The organism is Paenibacillus sp. J22P51 (assembly GCF_059692215.1).
In genome coordinates, this window is sequence record NZ_JCAUAZ010000010.1 from 26,963 (window position 1) to 47,316 (window position 20,354).

Here is a 20,354-nt window from a genome sequence, read left to right on the forward strand (position 1 = left end):
TTGGCAAAAGGACGTTCTTCGTCTAGCAAATAGTGTACAACAATGGAGGAGATATACCCTATTATTATCCGAATTCAAATTCAGGTAACAATGCGCGGCGATGTGATTTCGCTAATTAATCGAGTCAGAAAACTATGGTATACTATGCATACTGTATCACACAAAAGCAACAAAAAGAGTTAGCTCGAGGAGTCATTAGGAGGAATCACGTATGGATCGAACATATATCGAAAAAATCAACGAATATTTGCAAATTGATGAGTATAACTTGAATTTAATTCTACAATGTTTTGATGAGATTCAACGCTCAGAATTTTTGAAAGAGCAATTGGAAATCGCACGTAATCAAATCTTTGTAGAGAACCAATATGATTTATCCGAAGACGTAAAAGCCAATGTGGCAAACCATTTGCAAGGCGCAAACTTTTTCCCACTCATTGTGCTGTTGGAGAAATTCGATGACGTTCTAACGTTTTATGAACAACACAAGTTGCCCAAGGAGACTCTGCTACTCACGTTTAGCGATGTGAATTTATGGATTCGAGGCTATAAAGATAGACACCAGAAAGATGGATTTGAAGAACTTCGTTGGTTGAAAATCCATTTTAAAAATGAAATTTTCAGAGTAGGGCGTCTGCAATTTATTTATAAGAAAAATTATTTGAAGGCGAGAGTCTATAGAAATAAAGTGACCAGCGAAATGGTCATTATCCCGCTTGATCAGGTACAGTTTGATGATGAAGGGTTTACTACCGCGCTCCCTAGTAAGGATCTGACAAGAAGCAGCTTCGCATCTGAATTGCTGGAAACCGATAAGGCAATTATTTCGAATTGCGTACTTGAGAATGGGGTCATGATGAAGAGAAATGTGACTCTTGCCAAGGAAGATTTCGAGCTTGTTTTGGGTGAAAACGATAATGTCTTGGACGTGCATATACCTGGTTACGAGCCGCTAAACGCGGAGAAATGCAGGGAATCCTACGATCAGGCTTTGGAGTTCTACAAAACGTATTTCAACAATTATACCTATAAGGCTTTCATTTGTGACTCCTGGCTTCTTACGCCGCATTTCAAGGAAATTCTGCCTGCTGACAGCAACATAAATAAATTCAGCTCCATGTTTGAGCTCGTAAGCGGTGTTGTGAGAAACTCGTCATTCTTGTTCTTTGTGTTCAGAACCACGAATCCTGATTTAGAGAAACTGCCTAGACAAAGCAGCCTGCAACAAGCGGTATACAACCATCTGAAGAGTAATAAAGATCTATGTGTTATGAATGGTTTTATTTTGATTGACGAAAAATGATCATGATAGACGTGTCTCCACGTCTTTCATCTTCAACCCTTCTTGTAGAAGAAGCGAGATAATAAAATGCCGATGAAACCAAGTCCGATAAATAAAACGGCTTTGATGATCAGTGAGACATTTGGCAAGTCCATGTAGATGACCTTCAATAAAGTTAGGAATAACAAGGCTATTCCAGTAAGTCTTACTTGTTTGACTTCTTTCTTCAGTCCGTAGGCAATTACACCAATCGCATATACGACCCACGCCGTCGAAGCAAGTAGATGTTGTATATTTGTGCTTAAATCGTGTGCCAATGTTCGTGTGACTTCCGTAATGAAATACAAGAACAATGCACCAAGTCCATATTTAAGAATGACTAAAATGTTCTTAGTTGTGCTGCCCACCCCATAATGAGAAACCATTTTGATCATACACGACAGGGTTCCTAGTACTAGTAACCATATTAACATTCCAACCGAAATAATTGTGCTCATACCTTCTGTGACTGTATTTAATGCAGTTGCGAAGGCCAGTACATAGATGATGACTCCATTGATTTTTTGCAAGAACGACTTAACTACGAAACCAAGTAACAACGCAATCATTCCCTCAACCAACAGGAAACCCGGTAAAGCATCAGCGCTGAAGTAGTTAGCGGAGTAGAATAACAAGGCATAGGATGCTAATGTTATTGTAAATGGTAAATTCTCTTGCGCTTTTCTGCTGAACCAGTAGGAAATCAAGGCATACGCAATAAAAGTAGAAACCATCAAAACATTGAATTGAGCGTCCGTGTAAGCCACTTTAAACCAAATAGCTGTAAACGCGAAGCTTGGAATCAGCATTCTAAGTTGGTGATACATCGTAGGGCTTTTAATAAATATAGATGCAAGCAAAATGAATTGTTGCGCTAACACGCCAATAGCTGCAACTTTTTCATCTCCATTTACACTAATGACATAAAGGAACAGTGCTAATTGCAGCAAACCGAACGAATTGTAAAATAAAGCGACAAATTTATTTTTTACCGCATACATCATAAAACTTACAAACAATATCGTCTCGTAACTTACAAAAAATACCGTTGATGGATTGTCACTATTCAATAAGAATGGCGTCAATACGCCTGCTGCACTGGCTATGATTGCTAATGATTGTGACTTTAATTTGTGTGAAAACCATAAACCCAAACCCACCCATAACACATTCAGGGCAAATGCAACCGGTGCTTGGATGAGTTCATATAATTGATGACACGCAAAGGTGGTTAGCATGAACAATCCGATTGAACCGCCTAATAAAACCTGGGACAGCAATGGCCGGTTTGCCTTCTGTTGTTTGAAACCGAAGAAGACAAAGGTCCCACCGACCAAATAACCAATAGCACAGCGCATGGGCTCTGTTAAGAATCCGCTGTCAACCGCCGCTTTGAATCCCCATACGATACCGATAAGAAGTACAAACATAAAAACTCTCGGCAGCCATACCCTTGCAATCAGGTGTTCCCAGTCGGTTTCTTCTTTAATAACTTCTTGTTTTGGATGTGTAATCTGCTGAACGGGATTTGGATGACTTACTTTATTTTCTGTTGGTTTGCTTTGCTTTAAATTTGCGATTTCCTTTTCGAGCTCGATAACTCTCTTTTCTAAGTTCTCAAATCGATTATTAATGTCCAAGACCAAACCTCTCCTTAGTTCAGTGACATTTTCGATCAAATGTTTTATAAATTCAGGATAACAGTTTATGGTAGATAAACTAAGTACTATCCTATTGTAGTACCTTTATGATGATGCCAAAACTATGCGCGGGCAAACCGCTCTATTGAATGACAATACCCATATCGACTAAAGAACCCAGCAAACATGAGTTTGCTGGGTTCTTGCGTGAAAGGTTTCGTGTTCATGTAATCTCTATCAAGCTAGAATAAATCTCTCTAACTCCGCTTCCCTTGCATCCGATAACGGCTCCGAATTATCCCAATATTGGAGAGACGATGATTCCATCCGCCAAGTAACTTCTCTGCGCTGCAGGGAGGAACGAAATTGCTGCCAATTCTCCAGCTTCCAAACATCCAAAACCGAACCTCTCACACGAATACGTTCTTTATAAGCTTCCTCACTCGGTAAATACACATAAATCACCCTAACGCTAACATTATGTATCGTAGCGCCAATTCGAACTAACTCCCCTTCCAGCCACAGCGGATCCCCCTGCTCCTTGGTAAATGGCCCGACTACAATGGCATCTTGATCAAGTGCGAGCTGCTCAAGCGCCGCGTCCATCGTGATACGATACCCCAAATCGCGGCAATGTGCCTTGTAAAAAGGTGAATCCCGATCGCTCGGATCTTGCCCGGCCAGGGTCATGATCGCTTCTGCGGCCGGACGCAGCAAAGTGTCCATATCCAAGAAAGCCCCGCCATGTCGGCGCACCCAAGCCTTCGCTAGGGTTGTTTTGCCTGCACCTGCAGGGCCGATAAAAAAGATTAATTTGCGCAATAGTGGTACCTCCAATTTAATGACTAAATATGACGTTCATAAGATTGTAACATAAGAGCGTTTACAACTCTGATTTTCAGGAAACTTTCAGCTAACTTAAGGTTTCTTTAAGATTCCCACCACATTTGCTTCACACTTTTTCGGTATATTACAAAATATTACAGATAAAAAAGGGGAAAACCATACTGGAAGGATCGATCATGTGTTAACAAATGTGACTAGACCACTTCGAAGTGGAAATGGAGCAGCGTCCGAAACATTGGCTCAATGGCCGACGCATGGCTGGCCAACATCAACGCCCGAGGCACAAGGTATATACTCAGCTACGTTAGCTAAGACTTTTGAAGTTTTCCATATGCAAGGCGTTCACAGTATAGCGATTATCCGTAATGGTATATGGGTGGCGGATGCCTATAAAGAAGGTATTCAGGCGGGAATTCCGCAAGATATGAAATCTGTGACCAAAAGCGTGACATCCGCATTAATCGGTATTGCTTTAGCGGAAGGTAAGCTAAAGAGTCCGGAACAGCGTTTGGCAGCATTTTTCCCAGAGATAGAGAAGGATCCTTTAAAATCCAAGATCCGAATAAAGCATCTGCTTAGTATGACTTCAGGTCTTTCATGGGATAATTATCAGGAACAATCATCTACTGAGATGATGCATGCAGCGGATTGGGTTAGTTATATATTAAACCGTCCAGCACAGCATGAACCTGGTGCCGTGTTTAATTATAGCAACGGCGACGCGCATTTGCTCTCGGCCATACTTGAGAAGGTTACTGGCATGTCTATGTTCGATTATGCGAAGTCCAGGTTATTCGAACCGCTTGGTATAACGAATGTGAACTGGAACTATGATCACCAAGGCATTACCATTGGTGCGTGGGCATTAGCTCTAACACTGGAGGATATGGCGAAACTAGGCTTGCTTTATCTCAAAGAAGGACAATGGGAGGGGAAGCAGATTATTCCCCAGTCATGGATTCGCACATCATTGGCGAAGCGGGTTGTCTTGAATTATAGCAACGGAACACAAGGCAACTACGGCTTTTGTTGGTGGTCCAAATCACTTGCCAAAGGCATGGTAAGAGGAAGTAAGAAACAAATGGATGTTTTCTATGCGTCTGGTGCAGGCGGTAGACGTGTATTCGTCATACCGGACTTGAATCTGATTGTTGCGCTAACAGCTAACTCGGATGATGTCGATTTGCCAGAAAGTCTGTTAAACCATGTTGTGCAGGCTATTCGATCGGACAAAATGGTTGCTGAGAATCCGAATGCTTACATGCAATTGAAGCAAGCGATTCAATTATTTAGAGCAACACCACTTTGCTAAATGAGAAAAAAACCATCAGTATTAGCGTCAGTTACGCTTGCTGATGGTTTTTTGCGTCTGTTACTTCCGCAATACCGGTATCCAAATTTCACTTCTAAACGTAGGCGAAGTCGTATCCTTATCCGCATTCCACAGCATTTCCGGACCTGCGACTTGTTCATAGCCCGAGGAGGGGAACCACTCGGAGTAGATGCGCCCCCAAACATTTTGCAGCGTTTCAGGGAAAGGGCCGATGGCTTCGAAAACCGCCCACGTTGAAGCAGGCACGTCGAGCTGTGTTAGCTGTTCTGGACATTGGTTCGTTGTGGCGACACCAATATAGTGATCAAGCTCTCCTTTTTCCTCCATACGGCCTTCTGAGAAGTTGGTGGAGGCACTAAGCAGTCCCATGGGCTCGACATTTGAAAGCTGCTTAAGGGTGGTAATCAAGTCCATATTTAAGCTTTGCCACATCGCGGCAATTTCAGGATTAACGCCGTTAAAGATAATTGGCACTCGTTTGTGAATACCGACAATATGAAACGCTTCTTTTTCCTCTATACGATAATTCATTTCATTTCCCCCTTGAATGGTGATTTGGAAGGTCATTGGCGGATAGGCTTTCAAGGATTGCCCATTATTTCTGGCCTCTGACGGTGTAACTCCATGTAAATTGTGAAAAGACCGCGTAAATGAATCGGGCGAGTTATACCCATATTTGATCGCAATATCAATGACCTTGACGTTGCTGTCTCGCAACTCAAAAGCGGCAAGGCTTAGCCGCCTGCGGCGAATGTATTCTGATAGCGGAATGCCTGCGATGAAGGAAAACATTCTTTTAAAATGATATTCCGAGCATAAAGCCCGCCGCGCTACCTCTTTCGTGTCAATCGTGTTCGTCAGGTTTTCTTCAATGTACTTGAGCGCACCGTTCATGTTTTTAAGCAAATCCATCGTTCTGACCTCCTATATCTATAGAATAACAGGCATGGAAAGGAGACGCCCGACATTTCGTGCACAAGTATGTAGGACTTTCCTAGGTGACGAAAGGGGAATACTGGTATATCATAGATGGAAATTAATTAACCCTATGAAGTAGAGGAGTAGAGCCCGATGGAGATTACTTGGAACCAATTTGTCATTAGCGATAATAAAGAACTACTTGATCTAGACGTAATCAAAGGTTTCCTTTCACGAAGCTATTGGGCGAATAAACGACCGGAAGAAAGGACTCTGCGTTCGATCGAGAACTCTGCATGCTATGGTGTGTATGAGGGCCGCAAACAAGTTGGCTTTGCTAGAGTCATAACTGACAACGCGACGATGTATTATTTATGCGATGTATTTATTGATGAAGACTATAGGGGAATGGGGATCGGTAAGAAGCTAGTTGAAAGCTTGACCACTTCCGATGAATATAAAGATCTCACAGGGTTGTTAGGAACAATGGATGCGCATGACCTGTATAAGCAGTATGATTTTGAACCGGATCCGGAACGATTTATGCGGAGGCGGCCTGATTATGTAAGAAACATGACGCGGCATGAGTAAAACGACCACTACCATCAGAGAAGCAACCATCGATGAATCCGAACTTATTTTCCAAGTCATGATAGAATCCTTCAAAGAATACAACGGCAAGCTCAATCCACCCTCGGGTGCACTTAAGGAAACGGTGGATCATACGATCCATACGTTTACAATCGGTGGTGGAGCAGCGCTAGCATGCGATGGTGATAAAGTGGTGGGGTCTGCCAGGTATAAACCGGTCGCCGATTATATGTATATTGGCAGGGTGTCGGTACTCCCTGAGTTTCGGGGGAAGGGCATCGGCAAAGCTTTATTAACTTTTGTGGAAAATAAAGCGCGAGATCAGGGAATTATGGAATCTCGAGTCGAGGTACGGCTATCCATTCCAGAAAATATTAAGCTGTACGAGCGGTTGCATTACGAAGTCATCGAGCACAAATTTTATCCGGAGCGGACAGATAGTTGGTATGTCATGCGCAAAAAGTTATAAGGTTAATGACATGAAATATTCTTCTTATGTTGATCTCCCTTGATTCAAATAAGTCGTGAAAGTTTATGCTAAAATAAGGTAGATCGCATTTTAGAATGATGAGGGATTTCATGTATAGAATCATGATGGTTGAGGACGATGAAAAAATTAGACGGATTGTCGCGGATACGTTGAGAAAGTGGCAATATGATGTGGTGGAAGTCACTCAATTTGACCAGGTTCTCAAGGGGTTTCAGCAGACAGAGCCGCAACTCGTCTTATTAGATATTAATCTTCCGGTACTTGATGGATACTATTGGTGTCAGCAAATACGCGCGGTTTCCAAGGTGCCGATTATCTTCTTGTCATCCAGAAATCAGAATATGGATATCATTATGGCGATTAATATGGGCGGGGATGATTTTATCCAGAAGCCATTTGATTTGGATATCCTTGTCGCGAAAATCAGTGCGCTGATCCGCCGGAAATATACCTATCAGGAAGATGAGAGCCTGCGATTCGTCCATCGGGGCTTGAAATTACATGTGTCCAATTCCACCATTGAATATAAAGGACAAAGTACGGAGTTGAGCCGGAACGAATTCATCCTTTTACAATTGATCATGCGTAATATCGGGAAAATTGTTTCGCGCGAGGACATGATGCAGGTCTTATGGAATGAAGAGCAGTTCGTCGATGATAACACACTGACCGTGAACGTGAACCGGATGCGAAGGAAAATCGCGGCGCTTGGACTGGAGGAGTACATCGTCACCCGGAAAGGAATGGGGTATATGATCGAATGACTTTCCTGCGATATCTCGCCTATGAAAAGTCTTATTTGTATCTGTACCTGGCAGGCTTCCTAATCCCGGCTGCTGTATTTTTTACCGATAGCCATGGTGACTGGGCATGGGGGACCTTCTTCTATGCCTTCGCCTTGTCCTCGATTGTGTTACTGGGATTTTTATTAATTCGCTACCAACAGCACGTACGTGTGATCCGACAAATGAAAAGTGAGGATTATGACAGTTTGTCGTTGGAAGGCGAGTTCGCCCAGCAGTATATCGAGGAGCTGAGAAAGCAGCATATTCATGAAATGAATCAGGTTCAGGACAGGCAGCATGAGCATTATGATTTTATCGTTTCCTGGTTCCATGAGATCAAAACACCAATTGCGGTACTTCGTTTATTGCAGCAAACCGATATGGACGCTAATAGTTTAAGGGAAGAGATCGCAAAGATCGAGAATTACGTCGATCAAGCGCTCTATTACGCCAAGCTTGATAGTTTTAACCAGGATTACGCGATTCAAAATTGTGATGTAATCCAGATCTCGAAAGAGATCGTGAAGTCACATTCGAAAACCTTTTTCTCCAAAAAAATTCGCATTGGTCTACAAGCAGAAACATTTGTGGTTCAAAGTGATCCTAAATGGCTGCAGTTTATCGTCAATCAGCTTGTGACGAATAGTTTGAAATATACAGAACACGGCGGCGAGATTACGATTTCCGTATTCGAAACGCCGCAAGAAAGACAGCTGCTGATTCGGGACAGCGGGATTGGCATTAGCAAAAAAGATCTTCCGCGTATCTTCAATCGCGGGTTTACGGGGGAAACAGGACGATCGCATCCAAAGTCGACCGGAATGGGTTTATATTTGGCTCAGCAATTATCGAACAAGCTCGGTCATTATATTGACTGCACGTCGGAGGTCGGCGTATATACCCAATTTATCGTTCATTTTCCGAAGGATAATGATCCCTACTTATTTGTGCAGCAAAGAACGCAATGATTAGCTCATTGCGTTCTTTGGTGTGACAATTTTGTAGTAAATACTCGTAGAGGATAAATAAAACAACGTATAGATGGCAAAATACAGGATCAAGACCGCTGCAATAATCGAAGTGATTTGCGGCATATCTTTTACTTCCTCCATGCTGGGATAAACTAAAAGAAACCAACTGTGCAGCATACCGAGGAGTACCGGAGGCAAGAACACAAATAGCAGCTGTTTGCGAATGATCCCTTTTATTTCACTGTCATCGACGCCCATTTTTCGTAAAATGGCATATTGCCTTTGTTCTTCAGTCGCCTCTCGCAATTGCTTGAAATAGATGATGCTTCCTAAAGCGAATAAGGCGATAACCGCAAGGAATGCAATTGAAAATAGCAGCAAGGATGAACTTTCAATATCAATCGAATACATCACGACAAACGCTGCGTAGTAGGATCCAGGCGTTTTTGAAACAAGGGCATAAATTTTATCGGATAAAGCAATCGAATTTCTGGCATCTTTGATTTCATAGATGTCGAACGAGGCAAGGACTTCCCCTGGCTTCAGCTTGGCGAAGGCTTCATCAGAAATAATCAGTATCGCAGGTTTCTTGCCTACATCGCTGTCTGCGTCGGTAGCCTTGCTTAGCAGCGCATAGTCTTTTATTTCAACGAGATTAAATGTCGATTCATCCTTGAGTTTTAGAGTGAATTTGGGCTGGTTGCCTTCGGTAAACTTGCTCGGATTAGGTACTCCTTGTGAAAGGACAACCGCTTCTTGATCTTGCAAATTCACTTGGCTGTTATCACCACGGAGCCTGACGACGTCATTAAATTGTGACTCAGAGAACAGAAGGAATTGTTCTGTGAAATTATCAAAATATCTGCTATTATAGGCGATTCCCCTGTCTGTAACCGGTATTGCAGACAGCCCCTCGATCCGTGCATGATGGATGATAGGATGAGCTTCCTCGATGATTTGTTCAATTTGCTTCTGGGTTTGTTCATTCTGCGACGTAAACGCAAGGTGGTTCGGGAATTCTCTCTCCGCCGAGTAAAAATGAGCTGTATAGTTAATCGAGACGAATCCAACCAAGAAAATGAGTAGTGCACTGAATAATGAAATGAAGGTAAGATTCAAGGTGTTTCCACGAATTGAAAAACGCAGCGAGGAAATCCATAGCATCTTATTGCCTTCAACATATTTTTTCCCGCGGCTGATCTTCTCCAGTACCCAACCGAAAAATTGACGGAAAAATAAATACGTCCCCCCGATCAATCCGACTGTTACGGCTATCATGCTCGCCAAGGTGTAATCCTTCCAGAAAACCGAATCTCCCTTCCGAGTAATGAGAAAGAAGGCTGTTCCTAACAACAGGATGGATAATATGGCAAGCCATGCGGAAAACTTGAGCGGCTTCTCCATTTTTGCTTTGGCATGAAATAATTCCACCAATTGGACCCGACGTACACTTACGTAGCTTTGCACACTAATAATGCCAATGAGTACGACAAATAAAAGAATGATCGATCCTACGGCCTCGATGGGGAAGGCAAAGGAAATGACCTCATCGTATTGCATCAGATTCATAAGCAGCATACCAAAGAATTTGGACAGCAATCCCCCGATCAAAATCCCGCTGACAAGTGAAATTGCGCTCAGAAATAAAGTCTCTAGAAAGACCATCAAGGTAATTTGCCCTTCACTCATGCCGTAAAGCAAATACATCCCAAATTCTTTTTTGCGCTGTTTCATAAAAAACGAGTTGGCATAAAGGATAAAGAAAATAATGAACAGAAATACGACAACAGATGCAATGGACGCGCCAAGTTGAAAATTTTGTTTATGGTTAATGGCTGCTAGAATATCGTCGTTAAACATTAAGGATGAGAACGTAAAGTGAATGATAACCCCGATTAGCATGGAAATGAAATAGATGGCATACAGCCGAAAATCACGTTTAATGTTGCGCCATGATAAATGAAACAAACTCATCGCCGGTCGCCCCCTATGGCACTTTGAATCGTCAGGATTCGGTCGAAGAATTCTTTTTCCGATTGTTCTCCTTTGAACATCTCATTGACGATTTTGCCATCACGAAGAAAAATGACGCGCCGACAGTAGCTAGCTGCATACGGATCGTGGGTAATCATCAGAACTGTTGTCATAAAGGTTTGATTGAGCGATTGAATTTGTTCCAGCAGCTGGGTAGCAGATCGGGAATCAAGCGCACCCGTAGGCTCATCGGCAAACACAATCGCAGGATTGGTAATGATCGCCCGCGCTGCAGCCGTACGCTGCTTTTGGCCGCCGGAAATTTCAGACGGATACTGAGGTAAGATCGATTCAATATTTAACGCTTCAATTATTTTTGCTAATCGCTGCTCCATCTCCGCGACAGGTGTTTTTTGCAACGAGAGCGGCAACAGAATATTTTCTTTCACCGTTAACGTATCCAGTAAGTTGTAATCTTGAAAAAGGAATCCCATTCGTTTTTGGCGGAATTGTCTGAGGTCTTTCTTTTTCAAATCTAACAGCGATTTCCCCTCGATCCAAACTTCACCACCAGTAAAGGCGTCAATCGTGGAGAGCATATTCATTAATGTCGTTTTACCTGAGCCGGACGGCCCCATAATCGCGGTGAATTCCCCTTGTTCGATGGTCAAATCAATATTTTTTAAGACTTGTGTTTTTCCGTAAGATTTCGATAAGTTCTTGGTTTGAATAATAGTAGTCATCGTTTCGCCACCCCTTCACCTCCTTACTATACCGATTAAAGTGAGTGCCAACCATCGATATAACAACGTCTAAAGTGACATTTCTGTCATGTTGCAAAAAGAAGCGACCATGATTCCATCCATTTATTTGTTTAACCTCGTCATAGGTCTACAAAAAGAAATGATTAACAAACCTACAGGCAAGAACAACCCGATGGTAAGGGCAAACGGAGGCCATATGTTTGAAGCGAAATCTCGGAAATAGACAATGTTAGGGTAGACGAGAAATGCGAGCCCAAACATCATAAGTGCACTCGGCACAATGAAAGGGCGATAGGTACGCAAGTTTAGAATCTGCGACAGTCCAACTAGTGAGCTGTAGAAGCATATGATGAGCTTGAAATAGATGGTTACAAACCAGATGACGGCAACCAATACTTCGATCCGCTGGACGAATCCCCCAACATGTATTTTTTTAGCTAATGTGTAACTGGGAAACGTATGACGTGATGTGAAGTCCCAACCAAGCACGGCGATGCATAAAGTAGTTATGATAAGTATGATAAGTCCACCCATAATTCCTGCTTGGACGAACCCTTTGCTAATCTTCAATTTGGTGTGAATGGCTGGATAGATAACAAGAAAGACGATCATTTCCAAATAGGGAATAGATAGAACGGACAAGCTTCCATGAATAATGGCTTTGGAGCCTGCTTCAAATAAAGGCGGCAAGTGCTCAATTCTAATTTGTGGAATCAGAAAGCCAATAAGCACACCAATAAACAGCAGTACCCATGGAAGGAACACTTCTCCAGCGCGTGCAAACACCTCTAAGCCCAACCCTGCTCCTAACATAATAATCAGTAGGAATACAAAGTGAATAACTTGAATCGGTGTCTCCGGCATGATGATGGTTGTAACAAAGTCACCGACATTACGAAGAACGAGTGAGGCTACCATGATGAAATATACATAGAAGATGAGCCCTACACAAGTACCAAGCCATTTGCCAAGAATGAACTTACTATACGCTATTATGGAATGATTCGGATATCGATTAGCTAGGGCCATGTACAGGCACATCACGCCACAGCCGATCACAATACCTAGAATGGCGGACATCCACCCATCCTGATGGGCATAAGCCGTAAGTACTGACGGCACGATTAAGATCGTACTTCCCAAGCTAAAAAGCAATACTAATATTTTAAATTGACGCAGACTAATTTTCTCATTTTCGAACATCGCTGACTCCTTTGATTGACAACTACGTTAATAAAGTTGTGATCATTTTGCCCATGGGTCTAAATATGTAGGCGATAACATCTAATGGATTGAGTACGGGCAATTGTAAATTCACTGCCATGCTGAATAGGGCAGAGGCGCTGATGGATACAAGGAAGATCCAGAGCTCTTTATGCTGTTTATTTTTTCTAAAACGAGGGATTTCAACCTTCAAAGCCCACAGTGAAACAAGCAAAATAATCAGACTCCATATCATGCGTTATCACTCCATTTGATTAAGAAAGGATTCAACAATCGAGCCCGTGCGACGGATTCTGCTATGTACACTCACTTGTACGGGTAGATCCACAAAGGCTTGATCCCAGTTATCTTTGATGAGATTCCATTGCTTATAATTGGCACGATGGAGGGCGTTTCCGAATCCGAAAATATCTGATTTATAAGACTTCGCTTTGGCAACCGAGTCAAGGATCGTCCGTTTAATTTCTTCATTTAACAGTTCTTCGAAGGCTTGTATTGTATAGGTAGAGTTTAAGTTTAATTTACAGGTTACTTCTCCGATATTCGCCTCGACCTGGACACTTACGAAAGCCTCTGGATGTTCATCCATAAACTTTGCTTTGATTTTGGATTTCGTGTTTATCAATTCTATGGACATTTTGCCGCCTTGACACGGGAGAGCAACAATTGTGCTTCGAAGGTTACCTAAGGCATAGTTGTAGCCTTTGCTTTCTCTGTCCGTTAACCATCCGACAAACTGATCTTTATGTATGACACCAAGGCTTTGATACTCCAACGATGCCGGTGGAAGAACAGAGTTTAAGTTTTCGCGAGACTTTGCTAATTGCGGGTTTCCTTTGATATGAATACTAGAAAGGACGGGATCTTTGCCTGGATCCACTAAATCGAAAATAAGTTGATGCAAGTCAACATTTGTGGTAACTCCCCAATTTTTCTCGGAAGAGATGAGAGAAGAATAGAGCTTATTAGCTGGAATTTTCTCGAGCGGTGTCAACACTTGTAAGATTTCATTGGCTGTAGCATTTCTAGCTAGTAAAATATTGAAGTCCGAGCGCAGCTCATGATCTCTTGATAAGAGATCCAGCACTTTGGAGATACCTTCTCCAGCCAATTCTTCTCCTAGGACAAGTATACGTAGATGGGAAGAAAGGATTTTGCGCGGTGAGCTCATTGTCAGCTTACGAAATGACTCGAATATCGTATTCCCGCTGCTGAGCTGAAGTGTCACAACAGGCATTCGTTGCCCGGCGCCTTTATTTGACGCGATTTCTTCGGAGTTAAGTAGTTGGGTGGAAACACTATAATGATCCCCTTTTTTATCAATGCCAATAGCTGTCGCTATGGAAATCTGATCAAGTTCCTTTCGATTCCAACACCCCGTTACGATCATCAGGATGAGGATAAGTAGTATCGCTCGTTTAAACATGCGTATAGATCACCTTCCCCGATTTGGTTGTACTCGCTTAGGATTCTGGATTCTGTGGGGGATTGTATGTTTGTTTCTGCCTATTGTTTGGACTAATAAACTGAGGACGCTTTAATAAGGCCCATTGCGGGAGGCGAATAACATTATCCTTCTGATCCTCCAAATTATAGGGAGCGAATGGAGCCAGGTAGGGAATGCCAAAAGAACGCAAGCTGCACAAGTGCAGGACCAGAGCAATGATGCCAATCAGTATCCCATATAAGCCTAAAGCAGCTGCTAGTAGCATCAGTACGAAACGGATCATACGAATGGAAATCCCCAAGTTGAAGGAAGGGATAACGAAGGTCGAGATAGCTGTAATGGAGACAATAATCACCATCGCAGGACCCACTAACCCAGCTTCGACGGCTGCTTGTCCAATGACAAGTGCACCTACAATGGAAATTGCCTGTCCTATCGCTCGAGGCATTCTTATCCCTGCTTCGCGTAATATTTCGAACGTAACCTCCATGAGTAGTGCTTCTACAAACGCAGGAAAAGGGATCCCCTCTCGATGGGCGGCGACGTTTATGAGAAGCGTTGTCGGAATCATCTCTTGGTGGAAGGTTGTCACCGCAATATAGGCGGCAGGAGCCAGTAAAGCAATCAATAGGGCGAAATACCGGAGAGTGCGGAGCAAGGAGCTAATATCTGCCCGTTGGTAATAATCCTCTGCTGCTTGGAAAAAGTGTGTAAATACAGCAGGTACAAGGAGGACAAATGGTGTTCCATCCACAAGAATGGCGACTCTCCCCTCGAGTAGAGCTGCTGCAACCACATCAGGTCGCTCTGTATGAAATACAGTCGGGAAAGGGGAGTAAGCATCGTCTTGGATTAACTCTTCGATGTAGCCGCTCTCCAGGATCCCATCGATATCTATTCGTGCTAAGCGGGTACGCACTTCCTCGATAATCGTGTCATCCACGAGTCCTTTGATGTACATGATGGCCACGTCGGTCTGGGTTACACGGCCAATCTGTGTTGTTTCCATCCATAAATGAGGATCTTTAATTTTCCTTCGAACTAAAGCGGTATTAGTGCGCAAGGTTTCGGAGAATCCCTCTCGAGGCCCTCTAACAACGGTCTGTGAAGAAGGCTCGGTGACTCCACGATCTTTCCAGTCCCGTGTACTTGCGCAGATTCCTTCGCTGAACCCATCAACTAAAATGACAGTATCACCTGATAAAATCATATGATAGAGCGTTTTGAAGTCGGATGTACTCGTGATTTCACCTATTTTTAATAGGTACTCTTTGATTAGTGGTAAGGGGAGTATGTCGTCTAGCAGAGGAAGAACGATATCTCCTGACTTGTAATCACCCAGAAGAGAATCCAAGATATCTCTGACATTCGCAAGTCCATTGATGTAGATAATGGCAGCCTTGCAAGGTGGGTGGGATGGAATCATCATTCTTCGAATTACAAGATCCGTGCTATGTCCCAAACCTTCACTTATCGTGAGCAAGCTCTCTTCAAGCTTATCAAGCATGGAGTGAATCCTAATTACTTCGCTGTTCGTTGCTGCATCCGGTTGGTGCTTTTGTTTCAGTAATTTTTGCATGAAGGTAAAGATGGAGTTCTTCATGGAGCAGACCACCCTGACATGTTTTTGTTAATATTGCCCAATGTTGAGTTTTTTCACTCATGAGTTTGAGGGAATCGTGTGTCGAAGGTAAAATCAGCGAAGCCGATTTTTTCTTTTCCACCTCCAGATGTAGTAGAATAGAGCCACAGCAACAAGAAGGGGAGTCAAATCGTGACGACAAGAAGTTTTAATGATTATCAATTAAGCGAGGATATCACTCGTGCTTTAACTACGCTGGGTTATACACAGCCAACGGATGTTCAGCACAAAGTGATTCCGATCGCGCTGCAGGAGCGGGACCTGACCGTTAAATCCCGCACGGGGAGCGGGAAAACGGCGGCATTCGGCATACCAATCTGCGAGTTGGTGGAATGGGAAGAGAATAGGCCGCAGGCACTGATCCTAACACCAACACGAGAGCTTGCCGATCAAGTGAAGCAGGATATGACCAATATCGGGCGCTTTAAGCGGATTAAGGCCGTAGCCTTGTACGGCAAGCAGCCTTTCGCCAAGCAGAAGATAGAGCTGCACCAGAAATGCCATGTGGTCGTTGGTACACCAGGACGTGTGTTGGATCACATTCAAAAAGGGACGCTGGATGTCGAGCGTCTGAAGTATCTAGTCATTGATGAGGCGGACGAAATGCTGCGGATGGGATTCATTGAGCAGGTGGGGGCGATCATTGATGAGCTGCCGACGGATCGGATGACGATGTTGTTCTCGGCAACATTGCCTAAGGATGTCGAGCAGCTGTGCCATCAGTACTTGCGGAAGCCAATCGATATCGAGATCGAAACGCCGGAAGCTGCGAAGGTTCAAATCGAGCACTCCCTCATCACTGTTCGGGAGAACGAGAAGTGGCCATTGCTTCAGAATGTGCTCGTGATGGAGAATCCAGATAATTGCATCATCTTCTGCCGGACACAAGAGCATGTGGACAAACTCTATACTCTGCTGGATCAGTTAGACTTTCCGTGTGATAAGATTCACGGCGGGATGGTTCAGGATGATCGTTTTCTCGTCATGAATGCGTTCAAGCGCGGCGAGTTCAGATTTCTCGTGGCCACGGATGTCGCGGCTCGCGGGATTGATGTGGAGGACATCACACATGTCATCAACTACGATCTCCCGATGGAGAAAGAGAGCTACGTTCACCGGATCGGTCGGACAGGGCGTGCTGGCAAGACAGGCAAGGCGATTACGTTCGTCACGCCGCATGAGGACAAGTTCCTGGCGGACATTGAAGGCTATCTAGGCTTCGAGATCCCGAGGAAGGATGCGCCCGACTCGGAGGAGGTTGCCGCGAAGCAAGCTGCCTTTGATCAGAAGATGCAGGCGACGCCTGTCATCAAGCGGGATCGCAGCGACCAATTGAATAAGGGCATCATGAAGCTCTATTTTAACGGTGGCAAAAAGAAAAAGATTCGCGCAGTCGACTTTGTCGGCACCCTCGCCAAGATTGAAGGCGTCACTGCCGAGGACATCGGCATCATCACAATTCAGGATAATGTGTCGTATGTCGACATTTTGAATGGAAAAGGGCCGATGGTGCTCAAGATCATGAAGAACACGACCATCAAGGGTAAACTGTTGAAGGTACATGAAGCGAATAAGTAGTCAGATGGGAACCAGAATGCCATAAAGGCGTTCTGGTTTTTTGGTGTGAAGTCCGTAACGGTGTTTTTCAACGTTACAGCGGGAGCGAGCGAGTGGTAAGGAGCTGTAAGGGTGTTTTTCACGCTTACAGCGCGTAAAACTAACTCAAATGCTGATCTGTAGGTCTGTAACGTTGTTTTTCAACGTTACAGCGGGAGAAAACGAGTTACATGACGCTGTAGCGATGTTTTTCACGCTTACAGCTTGTAAACCTCGTTAAAGCAAGCAGTGATTCCGACGCTCGGGCTCGTCATTAAGGCCCGAATAGGGCCTTAATGTGCAACGCTTCTGAAACAACGAGCCGGATCGTGAGCTTTAACGCCCCTTTTGGGAGTTAAAGCAGTGATCCTGACGCTCGGGCTCGTCATTAAGGCCCGAATGGGACCCTAAAGCGCGACGTTTCTGCAACAACGAGCCGGATCGTGAGCTTTAACGCCCTTTTGGGAGTTAAAGCAGTGATTCCGACGCTCGGGCTCGTCATTAAGGCCCGAATAGGGCCTTAATGCGCAACGCTTCCGCAGCAACGAGCCGGATCGTGAACTTTAACGCCCCTTATGGGAGTTAAAGCAGTGATTCCGACGCTCGGGCTCGTCATTAAGGCCCGAATGGGCCTTATTACGCAACGCTTCCGCAGCGACGAGCCGGATCGTGAGCTTTAACGCCCCTTTTGGGAGTTAAAGCAGTGCTCCTGACGCTCGGGCTCGTCATTAAGGCCCGCTTACAGCGCGTAAACCGGCTGGAGTTAGGTATTTGTTGTTCTTGGCGAGCCCGAGCCCACGCCGAACTTCCCGAAATGGGAGGCAAGGCCGCCCCAGATCGGCCGCCACATCTCCTTTTCCTCATAGCAATCCATGCCGAAGGTTAAAATATTACCCGAAAGGGTCAATTCTGTGACTTACCCGTCAAACGCTCACAAGGTAGACTATAGAAAACACGACATGGGGTGAATTTCATGGCTAACCATATACAATCACAAGCGAGCAGCATTCCAGCAACAAAGGTAAAATCGAAATGGTCCAAGCAGAGTATTCGAGAGAATTTGGCCGGATATGCCTTTGTTAGTCCCATGTTAATCGGCTTATTCGTTTTTACCTTATTCCCGATTATCGCTTCATTCTTCTTAAGCTTCACGGATTGGAACTTTGTTGCCGGGTTTTCGAAGGTGAAATTCCTAGGGTTGGACAACTTTACCAAGCTTGTTCACGATAGTGTGTTTCTACTTTCACTGAAGAACAACATGATTCTGTTGGTCGTTGTTCCGTTAACGCTCATTATTTCGCTAGTATTAGCGGTTATCATTGATAAACAATTGTATTTCAAAGGTTTTTTCAAAGTTGTTTACTTTATTCCTTACATCTCAAGTGTTGTTGCAGTAGCGATTGTCTTCCAAGTTCTGTTTCACCCAACTTACGGACCGATTAACCAGACATTAATCGATTGGGGAATCGCCAATCCGCCCAAATGGCTGGCTGATCCCGATTACGCTTTGTATTGTGTAATGGGACTGATGGTTTGGATTAACATCGGGTACAACATGATTATTTTCATGGCAGGACTTCAATCCATCCCGAAAGACCTTTATGAAGCAGCCGATATTGATGGCGCATCGAAATGGAAGCAATTTTACAGTATTACTGTGCCTTTATTGTCACCAACAACGTTCTTCTTACTCGTGTCCGGTATTATCGGAACGTTCAAAGTATTCGATGTCATTTCCGTATTGACCAACGGTGGTCCTGCGAACTCCACAAGTGTTGTGGTATATCGCTTATACGAAACGGCCTTTATTAACCTGCAATCCGGTTATGCTTCTGCGATGGCGATTGTGCTTCTAGTTCTCGTGCTCTTGATTACGCTAATTCAATGGTTCGGCCAACGTAAGTGGGTCAACTATTAAACAGGAATGGAGGTTAACACATGGATAAGAATAAAAGTTTGAAAAAAATCATTTTAACGATCGTGATGGCCCTCTTCGGCATCCTGTTCATGACTCCGTTTCTTTGGATGATATCGGCTTCCATGAAGCCCGAAGCTGATGTTTTCATTTTCCCAATTCAGTGGATTCCTAAGCATTTCAGTCTGATTGAAAATTATAAAACCGTATGGACCACCAAATTCCCCTTGTATTACTGGAATTCGATCAAGGTGTCTGTCATCACAACGGTCTTGTCCGTTCTGTTTTCATCGATGGCTGCGTACGCATTTTCAAAAATTAAGTTCCGCGGCTCGAACTTTCTCTTCATTCTCGTTCTCATTATGTATATGATTCCAAGTCAGGCGATTCTCGTACCTCAATTCTTGCTGCTTCGGTCGATGGGCTTGTACGACACGCATATTGGACTTATCCTTCTCGGTTCCTTCAGCGTACTTGGTACCTTCATGCTGCGTCAGTTCTACCTAGGTATTCATGATGAGTACATGGAATCTGCAAGGATCGATGGCGCAGGTCACGCTCGTATCTTCTGGTCCATTTGTACACCGCTTGTTCGTCCAGGGATTGCAACTTATGCGATTCTGCGATTTATCTGGACCTGGAATGACTATCAGAACCCATTGATTTTCTTAAGATCGAAATCATTATTCACGCTTCCACTTGGGATTCACTCTTTTGCCGATCTGAACGGTGAATTCTACTCACTCATCATGGCAGCGTCCGTATCTGCGATCTTACCTTTGCTCATCATTTTCATCATTGGTCAGAAGCAAGTTATCGAGGGTATTTCCATGGGTGGCGTTAAAGGTTAATCTTCGGTTAAAAAGCAAGATGTCAAAATAAGAGTGCATGAGGTTA

General features: G+C 43.9%; 18 protein-coding genes. 9 read left to right on the forward strand and 9 right to left on the reverse strand.

The annotated features are described in order from the left end of the window. Window positions 1-211: 211 nt before the first annotated feature. Complete coding sequence (locus AC58QC_RS20395; protein ID WP_497416910.1) at window positions 212-1,303, forward strand: acyltransferase domain-containing protein; 1,092 nt, start codon at window positions 212-214, stop codon at window positions 1,301-1,303. 32 nt (window positions 1,304-1,335) lie between these two features. Here the strand turns inward: AC58QC_RS20395 and AC58QC_RS20400 are convergent, their stop codons facing one another. Both AC58QC_RS20400 and AC58QC_RS20405 read right to left on the reverse strand, forming a co-directional pair. Continuing rightward, entirely contained in the window at window positions 1,336-2,961 is a 1,626-nt protein-coding gene (locus AC58QC_RS20400; protein ID WP_497416911.1) for a DUF2339 domain-containing protein, read from the reverse strand. A 237-nt stretch (window positions 2,962-3,198) separates the two neighbouring features. Next, the gene (locus AC58QC_RS20405) at window positions 3,199-3,783 is read right to left on the reverse strand and encodes a P-loop nucleotide/nucleoside kinase family protein (protein WP_497416912.1); all 585 of its coding nucleotides are present in this window, start codon (window positions 3,781-3,783) and stop codon (window positions 3,199-3,201) included. 202 nt (window positions 3,784-3,985) lie between these two features. Here AC58QC_RS20405 and AC58QC_RS20410 point away from each other — a divergent pair, with 202 nt between their 5' ends. Then, window positions 3,986-5,119 (forward strand): serine hydrolase domain-containing protein, encoded by a 1,134-nt coding sequence (locus AC58QC_RS20410; protein ID WP_497416913.1) that lies wholly within the window; start codon window positions 3,986-3,988, stop codon window positions 5,117-5,119. A gap of 60 nt (window positions 5,120-5,179) precedes the next feature. Here AC58QC_RS20410 and AC58QC_RS20415 read toward each other — a convergent pair whose 3' ends face one another. After that, the gene (locus tag AC58QC_RS20415) at window positions 5,180-6,052 is read right to left on the reverse strand and encodes an AraC family transcriptional regulator (RefSeq protein WP_497416914.1); all 873 of its coding nucleotides are present in this window, start codon (window positions 6,050-6,052) and stop codon (window positions 5,180-5,182) included. Between the two features lie 159 nt (window positions 6,053-6,211). On the opposite strand from AC58QC_RS20415, the gene AC58QC_RS20420 reads away from it, so the two are divergent. The 4 genes from AC58QC_RS20420 (at window position 6,212) to AC58QC_RS20435 (ending at window position 8,892) form a co-directional block, all read left to right on the forward strand. Further along, entirely contained in the window at window positions 6,212-6,649 is a 438-nt protein-coding gene (locus AC58QC_RS20420; RefSeq protein WP_497416915.1) for a GNAT family N-acetyltransferase, read from the forward strand. Next, window positions 6,642-7,118, forward strand: a complete 477-nt coding sequence (locus AC58QC_RS20425) for a GNAT family N-acetyltransferase (RefSeq protein ID WP_497416916.1) — start codon at window positions 6,642-6,644, stop codon at window positions 7,116-7,118. The genes AC58QC_RS20420 and AC58QC_RS20425 overlap by 8 nt, the downstream gene beginning before the upstream one ends. 110 nt (window positions 7,119-7,228) lie before the next feature. Beyond that, a complete protein-coding gene (locus tag AC58QC_RS20430) occupies window positions 7,229-7,903 on the forward strand; it encodes a response regulator transcription factor (RefSeq protein WP_497416917.1) in 675 nt (224 codons plus the stop codon). After that, complete coding sequence (locus AC58QC_RS20435; RefSeq protein WP_497416918.1) at window positions 7,900-8,892, forward strand: sensor histidine kinase; 993 nt, start codon at window positions 7,900-7,902, stop codon at window positions 8,890-8,892. Before AC58QC_RS20430 ends, AC58QC_RS20435 begins: the two co-directional genes overlap by 4 nt. Here AC58QC_RS20435 and AC58QC_RS20440 read toward each other — a convergent pair whose 3' ends face one another. The 6 genes from AC58QC_RS20440 to AC58QC_RS20465 all read right to left on the reverse strand — a co-directional run bounded on the left by AC58QC_RS20440 (window position 8,893) and on the right by AC58QC_RS20465 (window position 15,907). After that, a complete protein-coding gene (locus tag AC58QC_RS20440; RefSeq protein WP_497416919.1) occupies window positions 8,893-10,869 on the reverse strand; it encodes an ABC transporter permease in 1,977 nt (658 codons plus the stop codon). It lies immediately after the preceding gene. Further along, window positions 10,866-11,612: an ABC transporter ATP-binding protein gene (locus AC58QC_RS20445; RefSeq protein WP_497416920.1), complete on the reverse strand. Its 747-nt coding sequence runs from the start codon at window positions 11,610-11,612 to the stop codon at window positions 10,866-10,868. The genes AC58QC_RS20440 and AC58QC_RS20445 overlap by 4 nt, the downstream gene beginning before the upstream one ends. Window positions 11,613-11,735: 123 nt before the next feature. After that, window positions 11,736-12,836: a GerAB/ArcD/ProY family transporter gene (locus tag AC58QC_RS20450; protein WP_497416921.1), complete on the reverse strand. Its 1,101-nt coding sequence runs from the start codon at window positions 12,834-12,836 to the stop codon at window positions 11,736-11,738. Window positions 12,837-12,858: 22 nt separating this feature from the next. After that, a complete protein-coding gene (locus tag AC58QC_RS20455; RefSeq protein ID WP_497416922.1) occupies window positions 12,859-13,092 on the reverse strand; it encodes a hypothetical protein in 234 nt (77 codons plus the stop codon). Between the two features lie 6 nt (window positions 13,093-13,098). Further along, window positions 13,099-14,283: a Ger(x)C family spore germination protein gene (locus AC58QC_RS20460; protein WP_497416923.1), complete on the reverse strand. Its 1,185-nt coding sequence runs from the start codon at window positions 14,281-14,283 to the stop codon at window positions 13,099-13,101. 37 nt (window positions 14,284-14,320) lie between these two features. Beyond that, window positions 14,321-15,907 carry a spore germination protein gene (locus AC58QC_RS20465; protein ID WP_497416924.1) on the reverse strand — a complete coding sequence of 529 codons (1,587 nt, stop codon included), beginning with the start codon at window positions 15,905-15,907 and terminating at the stop codon, window positions 14,321-14,323. Window positions 15,908-16,078: 171 nt separating this feature from the next. On the opposite strand from AC58QC_RS20465, the gene AC58QC_RS20470 reads away from it, so the two are divergent. The 3 genes from AC58QC_RS20470 (at window position 16,079) to AC58QC_RS20480 (ending at window position 20,308) form a co-directional block, all read left to right on the forward strand. Next, the gene (locus tag AC58QC_RS20470) at window positions 16,079-17,524 is read left to right on the forward strand and encodes a DEAD/DEAH box helicase (protein WP_497416925.1); all 1,446 of its coding nucleotides are present in this window, start codon (window positions 16,079-16,081) and stop codon (window positions 17,522-17,524) included. 991 nt (window positions 17,525-18,515) lie between these two features. After that, the gene (locus AC58QC_RS20475; RefSeq protein ID WP_497416926.1) at window positions 18,516-19,460 is read left to right on the forward strand and encodes a carbohydrate ABC transporter permease; all 945 of its coding nucleotides are present in this window, start codon (window positions 18,516-18,518) and stop codon (window positions 19,458-19,460) included. A 20-nt stretch (window positions 19,461-19,480) separates the two neighbouring features. Beyond that, window positions 19,481-20,308, forward strand: coding sequence for a carbohydrate ABC transporter permease (locus tag AC58QC_RS20480; protein ID WP_497416927.1), 828 nt, complete (start codon window positions 19,481-19,483; stop codon window positions 20,306-20,308). The last annotated feature ends 46 nt before the right edge of the window (window positions 20,309-20,354 follow it).

Excerpts from the sequence above, each read along its gene's own strand:
- AC58QC_RS20395 (WP_497416910.1), top strand. The coding sequence starts at position 212 with ATGGATCGAACATATATCGAAAAAATCAACGAATATTTGCAAATTGAT.
- AC58QC_RS20415 (WP_497416914.1), bottom strand. The coding sequence starts at position 6,052 with ATGGATTTGCTTAAAAACATGAACGGTGCGCTCAAGTACATTGAAGAA.
- AC58QC_RS20420 (WP_497416915.1), top strand. The coding sequence starts at position 6,212 with ATGGAGATTACTTGGAACCAATTTGTCATTAGCGATAATAAAGAACTA.
- AC58QC_RS20425 (WP_497416916.1), top strand. The coding sequence starts at position 6,642 with ATGAGTAAAACGACCACTACCATCAGAGAAGCAACCATCGATGAATCC.
- AC58QC_RS20430 (WP_497416917.1), top strand. The coding sequence starts at position 7,229 with ATGTATAGAATCATGATGGTTGAGGACGATGAAAAAATTAGACGGATT.
- AC58QC_RS20435 (WP_497416918.1), top strand. The coding sequence starts at position 7,900 with ATGACTTTCCTGCGATATCTCGCCTATGAAAAGTCTTATTTGTATCTG.
- AC58QC_RS20440 (WP_497416919.1), bottom strand. The coding sequence starts at position 10,869 with ATGAGTTTGTTTCATTTATCATGGCGCAACATTAAACGTGATTTTCGG.
- AC58QC_RS20445 (WP_497416920.1), bottom strand. The coding sequence starts at position 11,612 with ATGACTACTATTATTCAAACCAAGAACTTATCGAAATCTTACGGAAAA.
- AC58QC_RS20450 (WP_497416921.1), bottom strand. The coding sequence starts at position 12,836 with ATGTTCGAAAATGAGAAAATTAGTCTGCGTCAATTTAAAATATTAGTA.
- AC58QC_RS20455 (WP_497416922.1), bottom strand. The coding sequence starts at position 13,092 with ATGATATGGAGTCTGATTATTTTGCTTGTTTCACTGTGGGCTTTGAAG.
- AC58QC_RS20460 (WP_497416923.1), bottom strand. The coding sequence starts at position 14,283 with ATGTTTAAACGAGCGATACTACTTATCCTCATCCTGATGATCGTAACG.
- AC58QC_RS20465 (WP_497416924.1), bottom strand. The coding sequence starts at position 15,907 with ATGAAGAACTCCATCTTTACCTTCATGCAAAAATTACTGAAACAAAAG.
- AC58QC_RS20475 (WP_497416926.1), top strand. The coding sequence starts at position 18,516 with ATGGCTAACCATATACAATCACAAGCGAGCAGCATTCCAGCAACAAAG.
- AC58QC_RS20480 (WP_497416927.1), top strand. The coding sequence starts at position 19,481 with ATGGATAAGAATAAAAGTTTGAAAAAAATCATTTTAACGATCGTGATG.